This is a genomic window from Roseibium sp. ROS1, assembly GCF_054658215.1.
The window spans coordinates 46836-63991 of the sequence record NZ_BAAGIG010000003.1 but is presented as its reverse complement, the minus strand read 5'-3'; the positions used below and the strand labels follow the sequence as shown (position 1 = coordinate 63991).

General features: G+C 59.6%; 15 protein-coding genes. 13 read left to right on the top strand and 2 right to left on the bottom strand.

Features of this window, described 5'->3' with window-relative positions; all coding sequences use genetic code 11:
* Window positions 1–3 precede the first annotated feature (3 nt).
* The 12 genes from livM to ACYQ6M_RS16435 all read left to right on the top strand — a co-directional run bounded on the left by livM (window position 4) and on the right by ACYQ6M_RS16435 (window position 12381).
* Window positions 4–1338 (top strand): high-affinity branched-chain amino acid ABC transporter permease LivM, encoded by a 1335-nt coding sequence (livM, locus tag ACYQ6M_RS16490; protein ID WP_031268733.1) that lies wholly within the window; start codon window positions 4–6, stop codon window positions 1336–1338.
* The gene (locus ACYQ6M_RS16485) at window positions 1335–2180 is read left to right on the top strand and encodes an ABC transporter ATP-binding protein (RefSeq protein ID WP_022999207.1); all 846 of its coding nucleotides are present in this window, start codon (window positions 1335–1337) and stop codon (window positions 2178–2180) included. The genes livM and ACYQ6M_RS16485 overlap by 4 nt, the downstream gene beginning before the upstream one ends.
* Window positions 2177–2908 (top strand): ABC transporter ATP-binding protein, encoded by a 732-nt coding sequence (locus tag ACYQ6M_RS16480; RefSeq protein ID WP_022999206.1) that lies wholly within the window; start codon window positions 2177–2179, stop codon window positions 2906–2908. The genes ACYQ6M_RS16485 and ACYQ6M_RS16480 overlap by 4 nt, the downstream gene beginning before the upstream one ends.
* Before the next feature lie 9 nt (window positions 2909–2917).
* Window positions 2918–3286, top strand: coding sequence for a DUF6867 family protein (locus ACYQ6M_RS16475; RefSeq protein ID WP_022999205.1), 369 nt, complete (start codon window positions 2918–2920; stop codon window positions 3284–3286).
* A gap of 146 nt (window positions 3287–3432) precedes the next feature.
* A complete protein-coding gene (locus ACYQ6M_RS16470) occupies window positions 3433–4533 on the top strand; it encodes a branched-chain amino acid ABC transporter substrate-binding protein (RefSeq protein WP_031268732.1) in 1101 nt (366 codons plus the stop codon).
* A gap of 483 nt (window positions 4534–5016) precedes the next feature.
* On the top strand, window positions 5017–6111 hold the full coding sequence (locus ACYQ6M_RS16465; RefSeq protein ID WP_152504920.1) for an ABC transporter ATP-binding protein: 1095 nt from the start codon (window positions 5017–5019) through the stop codon (window positions 6109–6111).
* An 81-nt stretch (window positions 6112–6192) separates the two neighbouring features.
* The gene (locus ACYQ6M_RS16460) at window positions 6193–7293 is read left to right on the top strand and encodes an extracellular solute-binding protein (RefSeq protein WP_022999202.1); all 1101 of its coding nucleotides are present in this window, start codon (window positions 6193–6195) and stop codon (window positions 7291–7293) included.
* A gap of 107 nt (window positions 7294–7400) precedes the next feature.
* Complete coding sequence (locus ACYQ6M_RS16455; protein ID WP_022999201.1) at window positions 7401–8666, top strand: ABC transporter permease; 1266 nt, start codon at window positions 7401–7403, stop codon at window positions 8664–8666.
* Window positions 8667–8674: 8 nt separating this feature from the next.
* Window positions 8675–9529 carry an ABC transporter permease gene (locus ACYQ6M_RS16450; protein ID WP_031268731.1) on the top strand — a complete coding sequence of 285 codons (855 nt, stop codon included), beginning with the start codon at window positions 8675–8677 and terminating at the stop codon, window positions 9527–9529.
* A gap of 201 nt (window positions 9530–9730) precedes the next feature.
* Window positions 9731–10960: a M24 family metallopeptidase gene (locus ACYQ6M_RS16445; RefSeq protein WP_075283729.1), complete on the top strand. Its 1230-nt coding sequence runs from the start codon at window positions 9731–9733 to the stop codon at window positions 10958–10960.
* A gap of 198 nt (window positions 10961–11158) precedes the next feature.
* Window positions 11159–11578, top strand: coding sequence for a hypothetical protein (locus ACYQ6M_RS16440; RefSeq protein WP_460074670.1), 420 nt, complete (start codon window positions 11159–11161; stop codon window positions 11576–11578).
* A 29-nt stretch (window positions 11579–11607) separates the two neighbouring features.
* Entirely contained in the window at window positions 11608–12381 is a 774-nt protein-coding gene (locus tag ACYQ6M_RS16435) for a MinD/ParA family ATP-binding protein (protein WP_460074669.1), read from the top strand.
* 36 nt (window positions 12382–12417) lie between these two features.
* On the opposite strand, the gene ACYQ6M_RS16430 is transcribed toward ACYQ6M_RS16435, so the two are convergent.
* Window positions 12418–13884 carry a serine/threonine-protein kinase gene (locus ACYQ6M_RS16430; protein ID WP_460074668.1) on the bottom strand — a complete coding sequence of 489 codons (1467 nt, stop codon included), beginning with the start codon at window positions 13882–13884 and terminating at the stop codon, window positions 12418–12420.
* Window positions 13885–14354: 470 nt separating this feature from the next.
* Between ACYQ6M_RS16430 and ACYQ6M_RS16425 the strand changes: the two genes are divergently transcribed.
* Window positions 14355–16118, top strand: coding sequence for a hypothetical protein (locus ACYQ6M_RS16425; RefSeq protein WP_460074667.1), 1764 nt, complete (start codon window positions 14355–14357; stop codon window positions 16116–16118).
* Here ACYQ6M_RS16425 and ACYQ6M_RS16420 read toward each other — a convergent pair.
* On the bottom strand, window positions 16094–16819 hold the full coding sequence (locus ACYQ6M_RS16420; protein ID WP_460074666.1) for a PP2C family protein-serine/threonine phosphatase: 726 nt from the start codon (window positions 16817–16819) through the stop codon (window positions 16094–16096). The two genes, ACYQ6M_RS16425 and ACYQ6M_RS16420, sit on opposite strands and share 25 nt — an antisense overlap.
* Window positions 16820–17156: the final 337 nt, after the last annotated feature.

Sequence of the window (17156 nt, the reverse complement as noted above, 5' to 3'; positions counted from 1 at the left end):
TCCATGTCAGCAAAATCTGAGAACCTCTTCATGGTGTCGCTCAAGGATGCGGCGGCCGGGGGTGCGATCGCGCTTGCCCTGTTCGGTGTCCTGATCGGCATGAAAGCCGAGGTCGCAAGCGGCCTTGGCGGTCAGCTCGGCATTGAATACCGCTGGGCAGCCGTTGCCATTGCAGTCGCCATCGTCTTCGGCGGGCGGCTGCTCCTCAACCTGTTCGTCTGGAAGGCCGACAAGCCTGTCACCGAAACGGCGAAAGGTTTCCTGCCGAGCGCCAAGCCCCTGGCCAAACTGGGCAAGTTCGCGATGCCGGTGTTTCTGATCCTGGCTGTGGTCCTGCCGTTCCTGCTGATGTCGGCCTATGGATCGCGCGGGTCGCGCCAGTATCTCGACCTTGCCATTCTGGTGACCACCTACGTGATGCTCGGCTGGGGCCTGAACATCGTGGTCGGTCTCGCCGGCCTGCTTGATCTGGGATACGTCGCCTTCTACGCGGTCGGTGCCTATTCCTACGCGCTGCTGGCCCAGTATTTCGGCTTCTCCTTCTGGATCTGTCTGCCGCTCGCCGGCATCCTGGCCGCTTTCTGGGGTATCATCCTGGGCTTCCCGGTGCTGCGTCTCAGGGGGGACTATCTTGCCATCGTGACGCTGGCCTTCGGGGAAATCATCCGGGTGGTCCTGCTCAACTGGTATGACTTCACCGGTGGCCCGGACGGTATCTCCGGCATTCCGCGGCCGAGCTTCTTCGGTATCGAATTCGAGCGCGGCCCTGGCGGCTTCGCCGACACCTTCGGTCTGGAATACAATTCCATTCACCGCATCATCTTCCTCTACTACCTGATCCTGATCATGGCTCTGGTCACCAACTTCGTGACCATGCGTCTGCGCAAGCTGCCGGTCGGGCGGGCTTGGGAAGCCCTGCGCGAGGATGAAATCGCCTGCCGCTCGCTCGGCATCAACACCACCAACACCAAGCTGACCGCTTTTGCGCTCGGTGCGATGTTCGGTGGTTTCGCGGGCTCGTTCTTCGCCACCCGGCAAGGTTTCATCTCGCCGGAAAGCTTCACCTTCATCGAATCCGCGGTCATCCTGGCGATCGTCGTTCTCGGCGGTCTCGGCAGCCAGATCGGTGTCGTCATCGCCGCAGTCGTGATGATCGGTGGTTTCGAGTTCTTCCGCGGACTGGAAGAATACCGCATGCTGGTGTTCGGGCTTCTGATGGTCGTCATCATGGTCTGGAAACCGCGCGGCCTCATCTCCACCCGCATGCCGTCGATAACCCTCAGCGGCAAGAAGGCCAAGGGCATCAGTGCCGACCTTGTTCAGGAGGGCCACGGATGAGCTCCTGGGATACAAACCCCGTCCTGACGATCGAGCATCTGACCATGCGCTTTGGCGGCCTGGTCGCCATCGACGATCTGTCGTTCAATGTCGGGCGCGGCGACATTACCGCCCTGATCGGCCCGAACGGCGCCGGCAAGACCACCGTCTTCAACTGCGTTACCGGCTTCTACAAGCCGACCGAAGGGCGGGTCGTGATGAACCGCACCAACGGCGAGCATTACCTGCTCGAGCGCATGGCGGATTTCCAGATCTCTGCGAAAGCCAAGGTGGCCCGCACCTTCCAGAACATCCGCCTGTTCGGAGGCATGACCCTTCTGGAGAACCTGATGGTCGCGCAGCACAATCCGCTGATGCTGGCTTCGGGCTATTCGCTTGCGGGTATCTTCGGTCTGGCAACCTTCCGCAAGGCAGAGCGTCAGGCAGTCGAAAAGGCGCGTTACTGGCTGGAAAAGACAGCGCTCATCGACCGGGCGGACGCCCCGGCCGCTGACTTGCCTTACGGCGACCAGCGCCGTCTGGAAATTGCCCGGGCCATGTGCTCCGGTCCGGAGCTGCTGTGTCTGGACGAACCGGCTGCAGGTCTGAACCCCAAGGAAAGTGGCGAGCTGAACGCGCTCCTGCAGTACATCCGCAAGGAGCACGGCACCTCTATCCTTCTGATTGAACACGACATGAGCGTTGTGATGGAAATTTCGGATCACGTCGTGGTTCTGGACTATGGCGAGAAGATCTCCGACGGCACGGCGGCCGCAGTGAAGGACGATCCGAAGGTGATCGCCGCCTATCTGGGCGTACCGGACGAGGAAGTCGACGCCGTGGAAGAGGAGGTTGGCATATGACAACCTCCAACCACCTCCTGGAAGTCAGGAACGTCGAGACCCACTATGGCAAGATCATCGCGCTGCGCGGTGTCGATCTGACCGTCGACCGGGGCGAGATCGTCTCCCTGATCGGGGCCAACGGCGCCGGCAAGTCGACGCTGATGATGACCATCTGCGGTACGCCGCAGGCCAGCTCCGGCCAGGTTATCTACGACGGCGAAGACATCACCCGCATGCCCACCCACCAGATCATGCGCAAGTCGATTGCGCAGTCTCCGGAAGGGCGGCGGATCTTCCCGCGCATGAGTGTGATGGAAAATCTGATCATGGGTGCGGAAATGGCCGGCAACCACGATCTGGAAGCCGGACTTCAGCGCGCCTTCGACCTGTTTCCGCGCCTCAAGGAGCGCCGGAACCAGCGCGGCGGTACGCTTTCGGGCGGTGAGCAGCAGATGCTGGCGATCGCCCGGGCCCTGATGTCCAACCCGCGTCTTCTGCTTCTGGACGAACCGTCCCTCGGCCTTGCGCCGCTGATCGTGAAACAGATCTTCGATGCTATCCGGGATCTCAACCAGAGCGACGGTCTCACCGTCTTCCTGGTGGAACAGAACGCCTATCATGCGCTGAAACTGGCACACCGGGCCTACGTGATGGTGAACGGCAAGATCACCATGTCGGGTTCCGGCAAGGAACTGCTCGCCCGCGAGGACGTGCAGGCAGCCTACCTCGAAGGCGGAAGACACTAGGAGCGCGCTATGGGTATTCTTTATCAGACCAGTTTCGGCGTGTTTCTCGTCCTGCTGTGCTGCCTTGGCGGCGGCGCGGCCTGGATGACGGGACGTGCCTGTGCCAACACCTGGCGGCCGCTTTATGTGCTGTTCTGGTTCGTGTTCCTGTTGAGCCTGGCGATCAGGTTCCTGACCTTCGCCCTGTTCGACGGAACGCTACTGTCGGTGCACTATCTGGTTGTAGACTATCTCATTCTGCTTGCAATCGGCCTGGCGGGATGGCGGTATACACGCACCAACCAGATGACGACGCAGTATGTCTGGCTTTACGAAAAGACGAGTCCCTTCAGTTGGCGGTTGAAGACCGGCCAGACGGACAAATACGCCAAGGATTGAGAATTCCGGAGGTGCGTTTTCCGCACCGATGGGGAACCGGCTGGGAATGGACGAAAAACAACAAGAATCGTCCCTGGCCCGGCCAAAACGGAAGCACGGGCTTCCATTCCAAGTGGTCCAGATAACTGGAACCAGGGGAGTTGATGATGAAAAAGTATCTTTTGGCTAGCGTTGCTGCAGTTGCCGGTGTGGCCATGTCCACCGCCGCTTTTGCAGACATCGTGATCGCAACTGCAGGCCCGATGACCGGCCAGTACGCCTCCTTCGGCGCGCAGATGAAAGCCGGTGCCGAGCAGGCCGTGGCGGACATCAACGCAGCTGGCGGCGTCAATGGTGAACAGCTGGTGCTGGAAGTGGGCGACGATGCCTGCGACCCGAAACAGGCTGTTGCCGTTGCCAACCAGATGGTCGGTAAGGGCGTGGTCTTCATGGCCGGTCACTTCTGCTCGGGCTCTTCCATCCCGGCATCCGCCGTTTACGCGGAAGAAGGTATCGTCCAGATTTCTCCGGCTTCCACCAACCCGAAGTTCACCGACGAACGTCCGGGCCCGGGCACCTTCCGCGTTTGCGGTCGTGACGACCAGCAGGGTCAGGTTGCCGGTACCTATCTGGCAGAGGAATTCGGCGACAAGAACATCGCCATCGTTCACGACAAGACTGCCTATGGCAAAGGCCTCGCCGATGCCACCAAGGAAGTCATGAACGCTGCCGGCAAGAACGAAACCCTCTACGAAGCCTACACTGCCGGTGAAAAGGACTACACCGCGCTGGTTTCCAAGCTGAAGTCGGAAAACATCGACGTTCTCTACGTCGGCGGTTACCACACCGAAGCCGGCCTGATGAAGCGTCAGATGGTCGACCAGGGCATGAGCACCGTTCTCGTTTCCGGCGATGCACTCGTGACCGACGAATATTGGTCGATCACCGGCCCGGCTGGCGAAGGCACTCTGATGACCTTCTCTCCGGACCCGCGCAAGAACCCGGAAGCTGCTCCGGTCGTGAAGGCACTTGAAGACGCCGGCAAGACCGCTGAAGGCTACGCGCTCTACACCTACGCCGCCATCCAGGCTTGGGCAGCAGCTGCCGCAGCTGCCGGCTCCACCGAGTATGACGACGTTGTCGGCGCCCTGAACGACGGCGACTTCAAGACCGTTCTCGGCGACCTCTCCTTTGACGACAAGGGCGACGTCACCCTGCCGGGCTACGTCTGGTACGAGTGGAAAGACGGCCAGTACGACTACAAATAAGTCGTATACGCTGCAAGGTTGATGCTTAGCGTCAGGCCCCGTCCGGCAGTTGCCGGGCGGGGTTTTTTGTTGCCCGCACGGTGCCCGCGGCTCCCTTGTCGCGCTATTTTCCGCATGACGCAGCCAGAGCATTCCGTGACGTTCTACGGCTATTGGTGCAAGTTGGCTTGCGCGAAACTCTTCTAGAGGCACAACAAAGAACATCGTTGTGTAGTAAAGATTGCCGAACCCGGAGAAAGATATTTCTTTCTTCGGGCGCTTCTTCTTGAGTAAAAAATACGGCTTCATACCGCGCTGCAAAATATTAAGTCGGCGCCTGACTAAAAAATATCCAAATTTTTTTCATAACCCCTTTCCAAAAGGCAGTAATTTTGTTTTTCTATGCGCGTTCGCACACATCGATAGCTCTTCAGGAACAGAGGTTACCTGGAGGTTATTGGTCGTGCGTCTAATAATAATGATAGAAGCTGACTTGGGGACACAATGGCGAACACACGGGGCGCTGCTGTTAAGTATGACAGCGTTCAAAAGAGCTATGACGGGGAAACCCTGGTCGTAAAGAACCTCAATCTCGATATTCCGCCGGGCGAATTCCTGACAATGCTCGGCCCGTCCGGTTCCGGCAAAACCACCTGCCTGATGATGCTGGCCGGTTTCGAACCGGCAACGCATGGCGAAATCTACCTGAACGACCGTCCGATCAACAACGTGCCCCCGCACAAGCGCGGCATCGGCATGGTGTTCCAGAACTACGCCCTGTTTCCGCACATGACGGTGGCCGAGAACCTCGCCTTTCCGCTTCAGGTGCGCGGTGTCGGCAAGGCTGACCAGCAGGAAAAGGTCAAGCGGGCTCTCGAGATGGTCGAGCTCGGTTCGTTCGGCAACCGCCGTCCGGCACAGCTCTCCGGGGGTCAGCAGCAGCGCGTCGCAGTGGCCCGTGCCCTGGTGTTCGATCCGGAGCTGGTGCTGATGGACGAGCCGCTCGGTGCGCTCGACAAGCAGCTGCGCGAGCAGATGCAGTACGAGATCAAGCACATTCACGAGAACCTGGGCGTCACCGTCGTCTACGTGACCCACGACCAGACCGAAGCGCTGACCATGTCGGACCGCGTGGCTGTGTTCAACGATGGTGTCATCCAGCAATTGTCGACGCCGGACGATCTCTATGAAGATCCGAAGAATTCCTTCGTCGCCCAGTTCATCGGTGAAAACAACAAGTTGAACGGCAAGGTCATCGAGATCAACGGCTCTGAGTGCCTTGTTGAACTCGATGATGGCACTAAGCTTAAGGCTGACAAGGTCAACGTGTCCGCCGTCGGCGACAGGACGACCCTGTCCCTGCGGCCGGAACGGGTGGAGTTCGACACCCACGACACGATGGACAATCTGGTCAACGGCCGGATCGAGGAACTCATCTACCTCGGTGACCATATCCGCGTTCGCATGAACGTGGGCGGCAACGACGAGTTCATCGTCAAGGTTCGCAACCGCGGAGAAAAGCGCAAACTCGCCGTCGGCGAGACAGTCCGCGTCGGCTGGGCGCTGAACGACTGTAAAGCGCTCGATGCGGTTGTCTGAAATCGCCCGGCGGCCGGCAACCGGCCGCCAGCGACCACAACGGAAAAATCCGTTAAATCCTAAAAGAGGGAGCTAACTCACATGAAGCTCAAAACTGTAATTCTCGCAGGCACCGCTCTGGCATTTGCCGGCAGCGCGGCCATGGCGAAGGACATGACCATCGTTTCCTGGGGCGGCGCCTATCAGGCCTCCCAGAAAAACGCCTACGCCGATCCGTATGTCGCGGAAAACTCCGACATCAACGTGATCTGGGACGAGTCTTCGAACGAGGCTGTCGCCAAGCTGCGCGCCATGAACGAAGCCGGCAACATCACGTGGGATCTGGTCGACGTGGTTGCTTCCGACGCGATCCGTCTGTGCGACGAAGGCCTGGCACTGGAAATCGATCCGGACACCGACCTTGCCGATGCACCGGACGGTACCAAGGCTTCTGAAGACTTCGGCGACCTGCTGGTCTCCGAGTGTTTCATTCCGCAGATCGTCTACTCCACCACCTTCGGCTATCGTTCCGACATCGCGGAATGGAACGGCAAGGAGCCGGACGACATCTGTGACGTGTTCGATCTGGAAACATTCCCGGGCAAGCGCTCGCTGGAAAAGCGCCCGATCAACAACATGGAATGGGCTCTTCTGTGCGACGGCGTGCCGAAGGAAGAAGTCTACAACGTTCTTGAGACCGAAGAAGGCCAGGAGCAGGCATTCAAGAAGCTCGACACCATCAAGGACAACGTCGTGTGGTGGTCTGCTGGTGCGGAAACCCCGCAGCTTCTGGCCGACAAGGAAGTCGTGATCGGCTCCACCTACAACGGCCGTCTGTTCTCCCTGATCGAAGAGCAGAAGCAGCCGGTCAAGATGCTGTGGGACGCTCAGGTGTTCGACCTTGACGGCTGGATCATCCCGGCCGGTCTCCCGGAAGACCGCCTCGCCATGGTGAAGGACTTCGTCAAATACGCCACCGACACCCAGCGTCTGGCGGATCAGGCGAAGTACATCTCCTACGGCCCGGCTCGCAAGTCCTCGGCACCGCTGGTTGGCAAGCACGCCGACCTCGGCATCGAAATGGCTCCGCACATGCCGACCGACCCGAACAACGCCAAGAACACCTTCCTCTATAACTACGAGTGGTGGGCGGATTACCGGGACGACATCGACGCCAAGTTCCAGGCGTGGCTGGCCCAGTAATCAACTGATGCTGTTCGCGTTCGGATGAACGCGGACAGATGAGAAACCGGTCCGGGTGAGGCGATGCCTCACCCGGATCTTCCAACGGATTTGCGGAAGACTGTTTCATGAGCGATACCCACGCGGGCGAGGTTCTGACGACGCAAGACGGCAAGCCGCTGAAGGCGGCCCTTGCCAAGGCGCTGCGCCGCGAGAAGCTGCGCGCCCTGGCGCTGATTGCGCCCCTGCTGATTTTTGTCCTGCTCACCTTCGTTGCCCCGATCGTGGACATGCTGTTCCGCTCGGTCGAAAACGGGATCGTGGAAGACACGCTTCCCAAGACCGTCATCGCTCTTCAGGAGTGGGATCCAACCTCCGGCAACGTGCCCGATGAGGTTGTCTTCGCGGCGCTTTACGACGACCTGGTCGTCGCCGTCGAAGAAAAGACCCATACCCGCCTCGGCTCACGCCTCAACTACGAGGAAACCGGCGTTTCCAGCCTGTTCCGCAAGACAGGGCGCGGCGTCAAGCGCATGGACGAAGCCGGTCCCTACAAGGAACAGTTCATTGACCTGGACAAGGACTGGGGCAATGTCGAGACCTGGCAGGTCCTCAAACGGTTCTCGCCGCGCTATACGGCCGGCTATTTCCTGAATGCCTTCGACGCGCAGCAGACCGCGAACGGGATCGAACTGAAGCCGGAAGACGAACGGATCTACATGTTCCTGTTCGGCCGCACCCTGTTCCTGTCCATCGCGATCACCGTGTCGTGCCTGCTTCTTGGCTATCCGATCGCGTTCCTCTTGTCGGCGTTGCCGCTGCGTTCCTCCAACCTGCTGATGATCCTCGTGCTTCTGCCGTTCTGGACATCGCTTCTGGTGCGGACGTCGGCCTGGAAGGTGCTGTTGCAGCAACAGGGGGTGATCAACGACTTCCTTGTCTGGACAGGCATCATCAGCGACGCCGGACGCCTGGTCATGATCAACAACCAGACCGGCACCATCATCGCCATGACGCATATCCTGCTGCCGTTCATGATCCTGCCGCTGTATTCGGTCATGAAAACCATTTCGCCGTCCTATGTGCGCGCGGCCAAGAGCCTTGGCGCCAACGACTGGACCGCGTTCTGGCGGGTGTATTTCCCGCAGACCGTGCCGGGTATCGGCGCGGGTGCCGTGCTCGTCTTCATTCTGTCGATCGGTTACTACATCACACCGGAACTGGTGGGCGGAACGTCGGGCATCTTCATTTCCAACCGGATTGCCTACCACATCTCGTCGTCGCTCAACTGGGGTCTGGGTGCAGCGCTCGGCACGTTGCTGCTCGTCGCGGTTCTGGTGCTCTTTGTTGTCTACGACAAGATCGTCGGCATCGATAACGTGAAACTCGGATAGGTGGCGGCATGAGTGCACTTCCTCCCTACGCGTCTCCTCTCCAGCGGACCTGGTACTATACGTTCCGGGTGATCTGCGGGCTGATCTTCTTCTTCCTGATCTTCCCGATCCTGGTAATCCTGCCGCTCAGCTTCAACGCGGAGAACTTCTTCACCTTCACCAAGGCGATGCTGGCGCTCGACCCGGCAGGCTATTCCTTCAAGCACTACCAGGACTTCTTCACCAATCCGGACTGGCAGCAGGCGCTGACCAATTCGGTGCTGATCGCACCTGTCGCCACCATCTTGGCGACGGGCTTCGGCACCCTGGCGGCCATCGGGCTGTCCCAGTCCCATGTGCCCTACAAGTCCGCGATCATGGCAGTGCTGATTTCGCCGATGATCGTGCCGCTGATCATCTCGGCGGCAGGCATGTATTTCTTCTATTCGCGCATCGGCCTGCAGGGCACCTATTGGGGGGTTGTTCTGGCACATGCCGCGCTTGGAACGCCCTTCGTCATCATCACGGTGACGGCGACACTGGTCGGTTTCGACCGCAGTCTCGTGCGGGCGTCGGCCAGCCTGGGCGCCAACCCGGTTACCACCTTCTTCAAGGTGCAGATGCCCCTGATCATTCCAGGTGTCGTCTCCGGAGCGCTGTTTGCCTTCATCACCTCCTTCGATGAAGTGGTGGTGGTGCTGTTCCTGGGATCCGCCGGGCAGAAGACATTGCCCTGGCAGATGTTCACCGGCCTTCGCGAACAGATCTCGCCGACCATTCTGGCGGTGGCATCCCTGATGGTGGCCATTTCCATCTGCCTGTTGACCGTACTGGAGCTGCTGCGCCGCAGGTCCGAACGCCTGAGAGGTCTGTCCCCGGGCTGATCCCGGGCGGGCGCGAGGAGCGCCCCGCTGCTTTCAAGGTGAGCCGGTGGCGGAACGCCAGTCACCGGGTGGAGACAGGGTCTCCCGGTAGCAAGACATTTTGAATTTGGGCCTGGCGGGCCGGCTTCTTCGCGGAAGCCGGCCCGTTTTGCGTTTCAGGCCCCCGGAAACCGAAGCTCGAACGAACGGAAGGAGCCTTCAATGAGCAACGACATGATCCGCATTTATGAAATGAACAACGGCGAGAAGGCGTTTTCGCCCTTTTCGGCTGCCGAAATGGACAGCCGCCAGGCAAAACTCCGCAAGCTGATGGCGGATCGGCAGATCGATGCCGCCCTGTTCACCTCCTATCACAACATCTGCTACTACTCCGGCTTCCTCTATTGTTACTTCGGTCGCAAATACGGCTTTCTGGTCACACAGGACAAGGCAACCACGATTGCGGCCGGTATCGACGGTGGTCAGCCCTGGCGCAGGACCCACGGCGACACCGTGATCTACACCGACTGGCGCCGGGACAATTACTTCCACGCCATCCAGTCGCTGCTTGGGATGCCCAATCCTGGGGTCAAGCGCATCGGCATCGAGTTCGACCACGTCTCCCTCGACATGCTGAAGCTTCTGGAAGCCGCGCTTCCGGGCGTGGAGCTGGTCGACATTGCCGCCGACGCAATGGCGCAGCGCACGATCAAGAGCGCAGAGGAGCACGTGCTGATCCGCGAAGGCACGCGCATCTGCGATGTCGGCGGCGCGGCTCTGGTGGAGGCGGTTCAGGCCGGCGTTCCGGAACACGAAGTCGCCATGGCCTCGACCAATGCCATGATCCGGGAAATCGCGAAGTCCTTCCCGTTCGTTGAGCTGATGGACACCTGGACCTGGTTCCAGTCCGGCATCAACACCGATGGAGCGCACAACCCGGTCACCAACAAGAAGGTGGAAGCTGGCGATATCCTCAGCCTCAACTGTTTTCCGATGATCTTCGGCTATTACACGGCGCTGGAGAGGACCCTGTTCTGCGAATATGCCTCCGACGAGCACCTGCGGCTTTGGGAGATCAACTGCCATGTCCACCGCGAGGGACTGAAGCTGATCAAGCCGGGTGCGCGCTGCTGCGATATCGCAAGCGAGCTGAATGACATCTACCGTAGCCACGATCTCCTGAAGTACCGCAGCTTCGGCTACGGCCATTCCTTCGGTGTGCTCAGCCACTACTACGGCCGTGAAGCTTCAGTGGAGTTGCGTGAGGATGTCGACACGGTGCTTCAACCGGGCATGGTCGTCTCGATGGAGCCGATGATCATGATCCCTGAAGGCGAAGCCGGAGCAGGCGGTTACCGGGAACACGACATCCTGATCGTTTCGGAAACCGGGGCTGAGAACATTACCGGTTTCCCGTTTGGACCGGAGCACAACATCCTGCCGAAACGATAAGGCGGCAAACTTTCCGGTGTTGGGAAGAACACTGGCGGCAAGGTGCGGGCATCTTGCCGCCAGTGACGGTCTCGAAAGGAACCCGTCGCAATGCAGCAAATACTCCGGGGCGATCGCAGGACCCTTCAACAAACATCTTGGGTTACCCGGCAAGGCATGATTTAACCGGGCTATCTTCGAGCGCCTGCGGAGGGCTGAATGACCTCATCCGACACCATGAAACCTGCTCTGGCCAGCCTGGCCCGGACCTGTGAAGCGATCGCCAACGGGCGCTTCGACGAGGTCGAGGAGCTTTATCAGGTGATCACGGACGAGGGTGTCGAACACGATATCCGCGCTTTGGCGGAAACCTTTTCAGGCATGGTGGTGCAGGTAGAGGCACGCGAATTCCATTCCAGCCAGCTCATTGCGGAACTGACGGAAACCAAGCGCCAGCTGGAAGCGGCCGAAGCGAAGCTGCGCAAGGAAAATGCCGACCTGAAAACCCGGCTGGACAAGTTCGAAGTCACCTACGACAAGGAACAGGCGCAGGCTGAAATCGAACAGGTGAGCGATTCCGACTATTTCCGCTCCCTGCAGTCCCGCGCCAAGGATCTTCGATCCCGGTACAAGTTCTGAACTTTCAAAACATCCTTCGAGATTTATCCGTGACCAAAATCATTTCCACTCATTCCTATCGCGGCGGCACGGGCAAATCCAACGTCACGGCCAACCTGGCCGCGGTGCTTGCCCTGCGTGGTCACAGGGTCGGCATTGTCGATACGGATATCCAGTCCCCAGGCATCCACACCCTCTTCAAGGTCGATCTCAACACGGTCAACAACACGCTGAACAACTACCTGTGGGGGCATTGTTCGGTGACTGATACGGCGGTCGATGTCACGGAAAACGTGGTTGATGGCGACGGCAACCCAACGGTGCCGGACGGTGGCAAGGTCTTTCTGGTGCCTTCATCGATCAAGACCGGTGAGATCGCACGGATCCTGAAGGAAAAATATGATGTCGAGGATCTGAACCGGGGTTTTGTGGACCTCTGCTGGGGCCTGGAACTCGATTATCTGCTGATCGATACCCACCCGGGCGTCAACGAGGAAACACTGCTTTCCGTCGCTATCTCCGACGCGCTGCTTTTGATCCTTCGTCCTGACATCCAGGACTATCAAGGCACCGCAGTCACATTGGAACTGGCGCGCAAGCTTGAGGTGCCGCAGCTGTTTCTGGTGGTCAACAAGGCTCTGGAAACCTTCGATTTCAACGAGTTGGCACAGCGCATCTTTTCCAACTACCGCACGCCGGTGGCAGCTGTCCTGCCGTTGTCGACGGATCTCATCCAGATCGGCAGCACAGGCCTGATCAGCACCCAGCAGCCGGACCACGGATTCACGCGGGCAATCGAGACGATCGTCGATTCCATCGAGTGATTACAGTTGCAGGCCAGGTTGCCGGGTGGTCTCGGCTCAGTCCTGCATTTCAAACAGGCCCTTCAGGAAACTGTCGACGTCTCCAAGGCGTTTGTTGCGGTCGAACTCGAGCGCCTGGCGCAAGGTGTTCCAGGCTTGCGGGGAGAGCCCCTCGACAGGCGCCGGCACGAGACCTTCCCGCGCGACCTCGTCTATCGGCCGGAACTGGAACGGATGGCCGCCGGTCAGGATCTGGTACGTGATGCAGCCAAGCGCAAAGACATCGTCGCGGGGGTCACGGTCCGCGCGCCGGAATTGCTCGGGGCTTGCGTAGGCCGAGGTCAGGCTATCCCGGATCGGATGGTCCGCACTGGCGCTTGCCGCTGCCGCCAAGCCGAAATCAAGGAGCTTGATCGTGCCATCTGTCAGCAGAAAGATGTTGCCGGGCTTCAGATCGGAATGAACGACACCCCGGCTGTGCGCATGGGACAGACCTGCACAGGTGCCGCGCAGGACCCGGGCGCATTCGCCCAGAGGCAGGGGTTTGCCAAGGGCCCGCCCGATCCGGCGGTCCAGTCCGACGCCGTTTAGCTGCTCCATGACGATAAACACATCGGCCTTGTCGCGATCGAAGTCGTACACGGTGGTGATATTCGGATGTGCGAGTGCCTGAGACTTGCGCGCCTCGGCCTCCAGAAGCCGCACGGCTTCGGTGTCGTTGCGATAGTTCTCGTTCAGAAGCTTGATGGCGACATAAGGCTGGTCGTGAGCGGCCTCCAGGCGCCGGCGATCAACGGCTGAATAAACGTGCCCCATTCCGCCGCTTCCGATCTCGGTGTCCAGAATGAACCGGTCACGCAAAATGGAGCCGACACCGGCGCGTTTCACCTGGGGCGCCGCCAGCTTGTTGACGTCGAGACTGTCTCTTTGTCCGCCGCCGGAAACGCGGCGCGCGTCGGAACGAAACCGGGCACTTTTGAATTCGGTCAGATATTTGTCCAGTTTGCCGCTGTCGGCTGAAGGTGGTGGTTCTTCACCGGCATTCGCGCGTCGACTGCGAAAGCCGGCGTAGCCCGCAACGAGTGAGGTCAAAATGGCCTCGTCCATCTTGCCCCGTGTCTCGTCACTTGCTGTCTCGTCACCCGTTGCCCCGGCTGGCTCGTTCAGCAATGGCAATGGCGGCAGGTTTGCAGGGGGCGTTGCTGCCTGCTCAGGTGCGGGAGCCGATACCGGTTCCTGCTGTGTGCCGTGAACAGCATGTGGACCTGGCGGATTGTCTTTCACGTCGTAACCGGAAGGTTTGGCATCGCCCGCCGGCAACTGGTTCTGCAGCCTCTGGCCGAGCTCGTTCGGAAGGTGGCCCGCTTCGACAAAATCCCGGATTGCCTGCCGCGTTTCATCAAGGGCGTTCGCTGATTGCTGTGCACCGGTCCGCAGCTGCTTCGACAAGGCGTCATAAGACAGCTTGCCGGACACGAAGGCGGTTATCAGCGTGTGCGTGGCGGAGGTCGTGTCTGACGTCAAATCTGCAGGATCCCTGGCGACAATTCGGCCCGAAGCTTCTCTTGGCCCCGGAACAGGAGCAGCGCAAGCCGTTGGGGCGACAAAGGTAGAGCTGGGAAAACGCGTGGGGTATGGTTTGCCAGCCGACGCTCAGTATGCGCGCTGCAGTCGTTTTGTTCCAGTTGGCTTCGCGCATTTTTGCTTGGATGACCTGGGCGTTGATCGGATCATCGAACGATCCGGGGGCAATTTTTGAAACGCCCATCCACCCCTGATAGATTACCCTGACGGCAAGTGATTTATTGGCGAGGGATGAAAGAGGAATTGACTGCGCGCAACCTTGAAACCGGCTCTGCTACACCCTAACCCGCTGCAACGGTGCGTTGGGGCCAGGGGTATGAAACCGACGGCAATATCGTGATCGCGCAAGCCGCATTCATCTTCATGTGAATTTGAGTGGAACTTACAATCATCAATAGGGGTTGATCGAAATGACCGGGGAAGACGACATCAAAGGCGGGATCGCCAGCTTCTCGATTGGCCTCGGAAACAAGGGTCACGGTGCAGTCCCGATCAAGCCGGCACCGCCTTTCAGGGTGCTGATCGCAGGAGACTTCGGCCTTGCGGCAACCGGCGTGGCTTTCAATATTACCGGCCAGGACGTCGAGGAAATCCTGGAACAGAAAACACCATCCTTTTCCGTCTCGGCGGCCAATATGCTCGGTTCGCATCCACCCGAGCTGGAAGAACAGGTCTCCTTCGCGCGCCTGAAAGATCTGCATCCGACAAAACTGCTGCGCGGATTTCGCTTTGTGCGGGATCTTGAGGCGGCTTCCGGTGACCAGGATCAGCTTGCCGTACATGACCAGCGTTACGACAAGATCGGCAAGTCGGCACTGGATGAGCAGAGGTCATTGCTGGAAAGACTGCTGAAAGACGACGAATTGCCGGCTTCAGAGCAAGGCAAGCGTAAGGAAAACGATGCCTCGAACAGCAGCAAGGGAACCGAGGGACTCGACGCCCTCCTGTCGATGATCCGCAGTCCGGAGGAAAAGGCTGCTCCTGGCGAAAGCGGCAGTGCCGCGAAAACCGCCGTGGATGCCTTCATTCAAAAGACCCTCCAGGAAACGGGCCAGGTTTCAAGTGGACCCGTCGAGGGGAAAAAGAAGGATGCGCCAGCCGATACGCTGCAGCTGGAACAGGCGCGTCTCTTCTTCGAAAGCCCGAAACTGAGCAAGGTGCTGCTGAACTGGCATGGATTGAACCTGCTCCTGAGTGAAGTTCCGTTCGACCTGCCGCTGGAACTTCATCTCCTTCAGCTCGATCACGATCTTGATGCCGTCGACCTGCAGGAGGTTCTGGGCGAAACCGGCGAGGCCCTGCAGGCAGAACTCTACGATATCGCCCTTTTTGCGAACGAAATCGGCCTTGGCCCACGCGACACGGAACGGCTGAAGGTGCTTGCGCGGGAATGCGCCGAAAGTGACACGGTCGGGCTTGCCGCGCTTGCCGGGCACTTTGCCGGAGTACCGGGTGAGGAAGTTGCCGACATCGAAACGCCACATCAGTTGCTCGACAAGCCGGGCTTCGAAGGTTTTGCAGGCCTGAGGGCCAGCGATGCCGCCTCTCACCTGGCACTGTTCTGGAACGATGCCCGGTTGACCGCCGAAGAGGACGGTGCGCCGGCGCTGTTTGTGTCGGGTGCTTTTGTCGCCCTTTCCGAAATACTGGTCCAGCTTGAAACAGACGTGTTTCCGCGGCTCCCCGTCGGCATGCCGAAGGATTACGATGCGCTGGAGCTTGTCGAAAGCCGGTCGATGGGCGGTGAAGTTGCCATGGCAACACGGTTTGCCGTCGGTTCGGACACGGCACCGTCGCTCGCACTTGCCGGCATCAACGTGCTGGAGGGCGTCGCCAACAGAACCAGCCTCGTATTCCGTCGGGCCGTGACGGTCCAGCCTGGCGAGGACGGTCGGGGCGCGCTGGATCAGGCCCTACTGGTGTCCCGCCTGTTTTCCCTGTTCCAGGAAGCTCTCGGCGAGGCGGTGTTTGCAGGGCAGGATGCTGACGAGCGCGAGGCTGCGGTCGCAACGAGCCTGGAAGTCCTGAGCAGATCCCTCTCAGACAAGGTCACTTTCGAAGTGGAACGCATGGCGGTGGAAGATCAGGATCTGATCGGCGTAACGGCATTCGTGCAGGATGGTTGGGCCTCGGGCCAGCAGCATTCCTTCTATCTGCCGGCTTCCGGCGGCTGAGCATCTGTTTCCGTCCAAACGGTTATCACCGTGATGTCGTCCGAGGATCCGCCTGCCACAGCGCGCGAAACAAGCCGGTCAGCAAGACCGGAGGTTCCCTCGGTGGCCATCCTGGCCAGCGTGGTTTCGTCCATGCCTTTCAACAGCCCGTCGGTGCAAAGTACGAAAACATCGTCGAGCATCATCTCCAGGGTTCGGCGGTCACGCTGAAGCGTGTTGTGGATGCCGACAGCGGCAGTCAGCCGTCCGGCTTTGTCGGCATGGTCCTCCGAGATGAGGAACAGTTGCTGCTGGCGCAAAAGGTAAAGACGCGAATCTCCGGCCCAGATGCAGCTGGCTTGTGTCCCGCTGATGATCAGGCTGAGAGTTGTCGTGCCTGAAATGTCTTGTTCGGGGAGAGCGAGAAAACCGGCGTAAAGACCGTGATTGACGTGGTTGAGCTTGGCTTCCAGGGCAATCTGCCGGGCTTCGTGGCTGCTCGGCGGCATGTTGGTCAGTTGCGAGATTGCGTGAACCGTCGCACGGCTGGCGACGTCACCCTCTCTGTGACCACCCATGCCATCGGCAATCGTGAAGAGCCCATGCGACGGGGCCGCAAAGTGGCTGTCCTGATTGACCTTGTGTCGGCGTCCGCGCCGGGTCGCTGCTTCGGATCGCAGCAACGCAACAGCGGCAGAAGTGTCGACCGTATTCAAACGCACGTTCTCCCGAGTAAGGGCCGCAGGACCAGTCCGGGTTCGATCTTAACGCGCAGTCATTCTCCGGAAAAGAAGTCTCCGGTTTCCAGCCAGGCGCTGATTATGGTCCTCTGGATGAGGTGACCCGTCGCAGGGCCCGGATAGCTGTCTCCGGCAAGCAGACCGAACGCGAGCCGGATCGAGAGTGGCTGGGAAGCATGCAAAATTTGCTTATCCCTGGTCTCGTAGCCTTTCGCGTGGTGCGCCTTTATAAAATGTACAAGTTTCACGCTGAAATTGCGTGGCAGATGCTTTCATCGGTTGAAACCGGAGGCTGTCGGCTTTTTGCAGTCCGGGCACC

What these genes read in the sequence shown, in the direction of transcription:
- livM (WP_031268733.1), top strand. Translation starts at nt 4, where the DNA reads ATGTCAGCAAAATCTGAGAACCTCTTCATGGTGTCGCTCAAGGATGCG.
- ACYQ6M_RS16485 (WP_022999207.1), top strand. Translation starts at nt 1,335, where the DNA reads ATGAGCTCCTGGGATACAAACCCCGTCCTGACGATCGAGCATCTGACC.
- ACYQ6M_RS16480 (WP_022999206.1), top strand. Translation starts at nt 2,177, where the DNA reads ATGACAACCTCCAACCACCTCCTGGAAGTCAGGAACGTCGAGACCCAC.
- ACYQ6M_RS16475 (WP_022999205.1), top strand. Translation starts at nt 2,918, where the DNA reads ATGGGTATTCTTTATCAGACCAGTTTCGGCGTGTTTCTCGTCCTGCTG.
- ACYQ6M_RS16470 (WP_031268732.1), top strand. Translation starts at nt 3,433, where the DNA reads ATGAAAAAGTATCTTTTGGCTAGCGTTGCTGCAGTTGCCGGTGTGGCC.
- ACYQ6M_RS16465 (WP_152504920.1), top strand. Translation starts at nt 5,017, where the DNA reads ATGGCGAACACACGGGGCGCTGCTGTTAAGTATGACAGCGTTCAAAAG.
- ACYQ6M_RS16460 (WP_022999202.1), top strand. Translation starts at nt 6,193, where the DNA reads ATGAAGCTCAAAACTGTAATTCTCGCAGGCACCGCTCTGGCATTTGCC.
- ACYQ6M_RS16455 (WP_022999201.1), top strand. Translation starts at nt 7,401, where the DNA reads ATGAGCGATACCCACGCGGGCGAGGTTCTGACGACGCAAGACGGCAAG.
- ACYQ6M_RS16450 (WP_031268731.1), top strand. Translation starts at nt 8,675, where the DNA reads ATGAGTGCACTTCCTCCCTACGCGTCTCCTCTCCAGCGGACCTGGTAC.
- ACYQ6M_RS16445 (WP_075283729.1), top strand. Translation starts at nt 9,731, where the DNA reads ATGAGCAACGACATGATCCGCATTTATGAAATGAACAACGGCGAGAAG.
- ACYQ6M_RS16440 (WP_460074670.1), top strand. Translation starts at nt 11,159, where the DNA reads ATGACCTCATCCGACACCATGAAACCTGCTCTGGCCAGCCTGGCCCGG.
- ACYQ6M_RS16425 (WP_460074667.1), top strand. Translation starts at nt 14,355, where the DNA reads ATGACCGGGGAAGACGACATCAAAGGCGGGATCGCCAGCTTCTCGATT.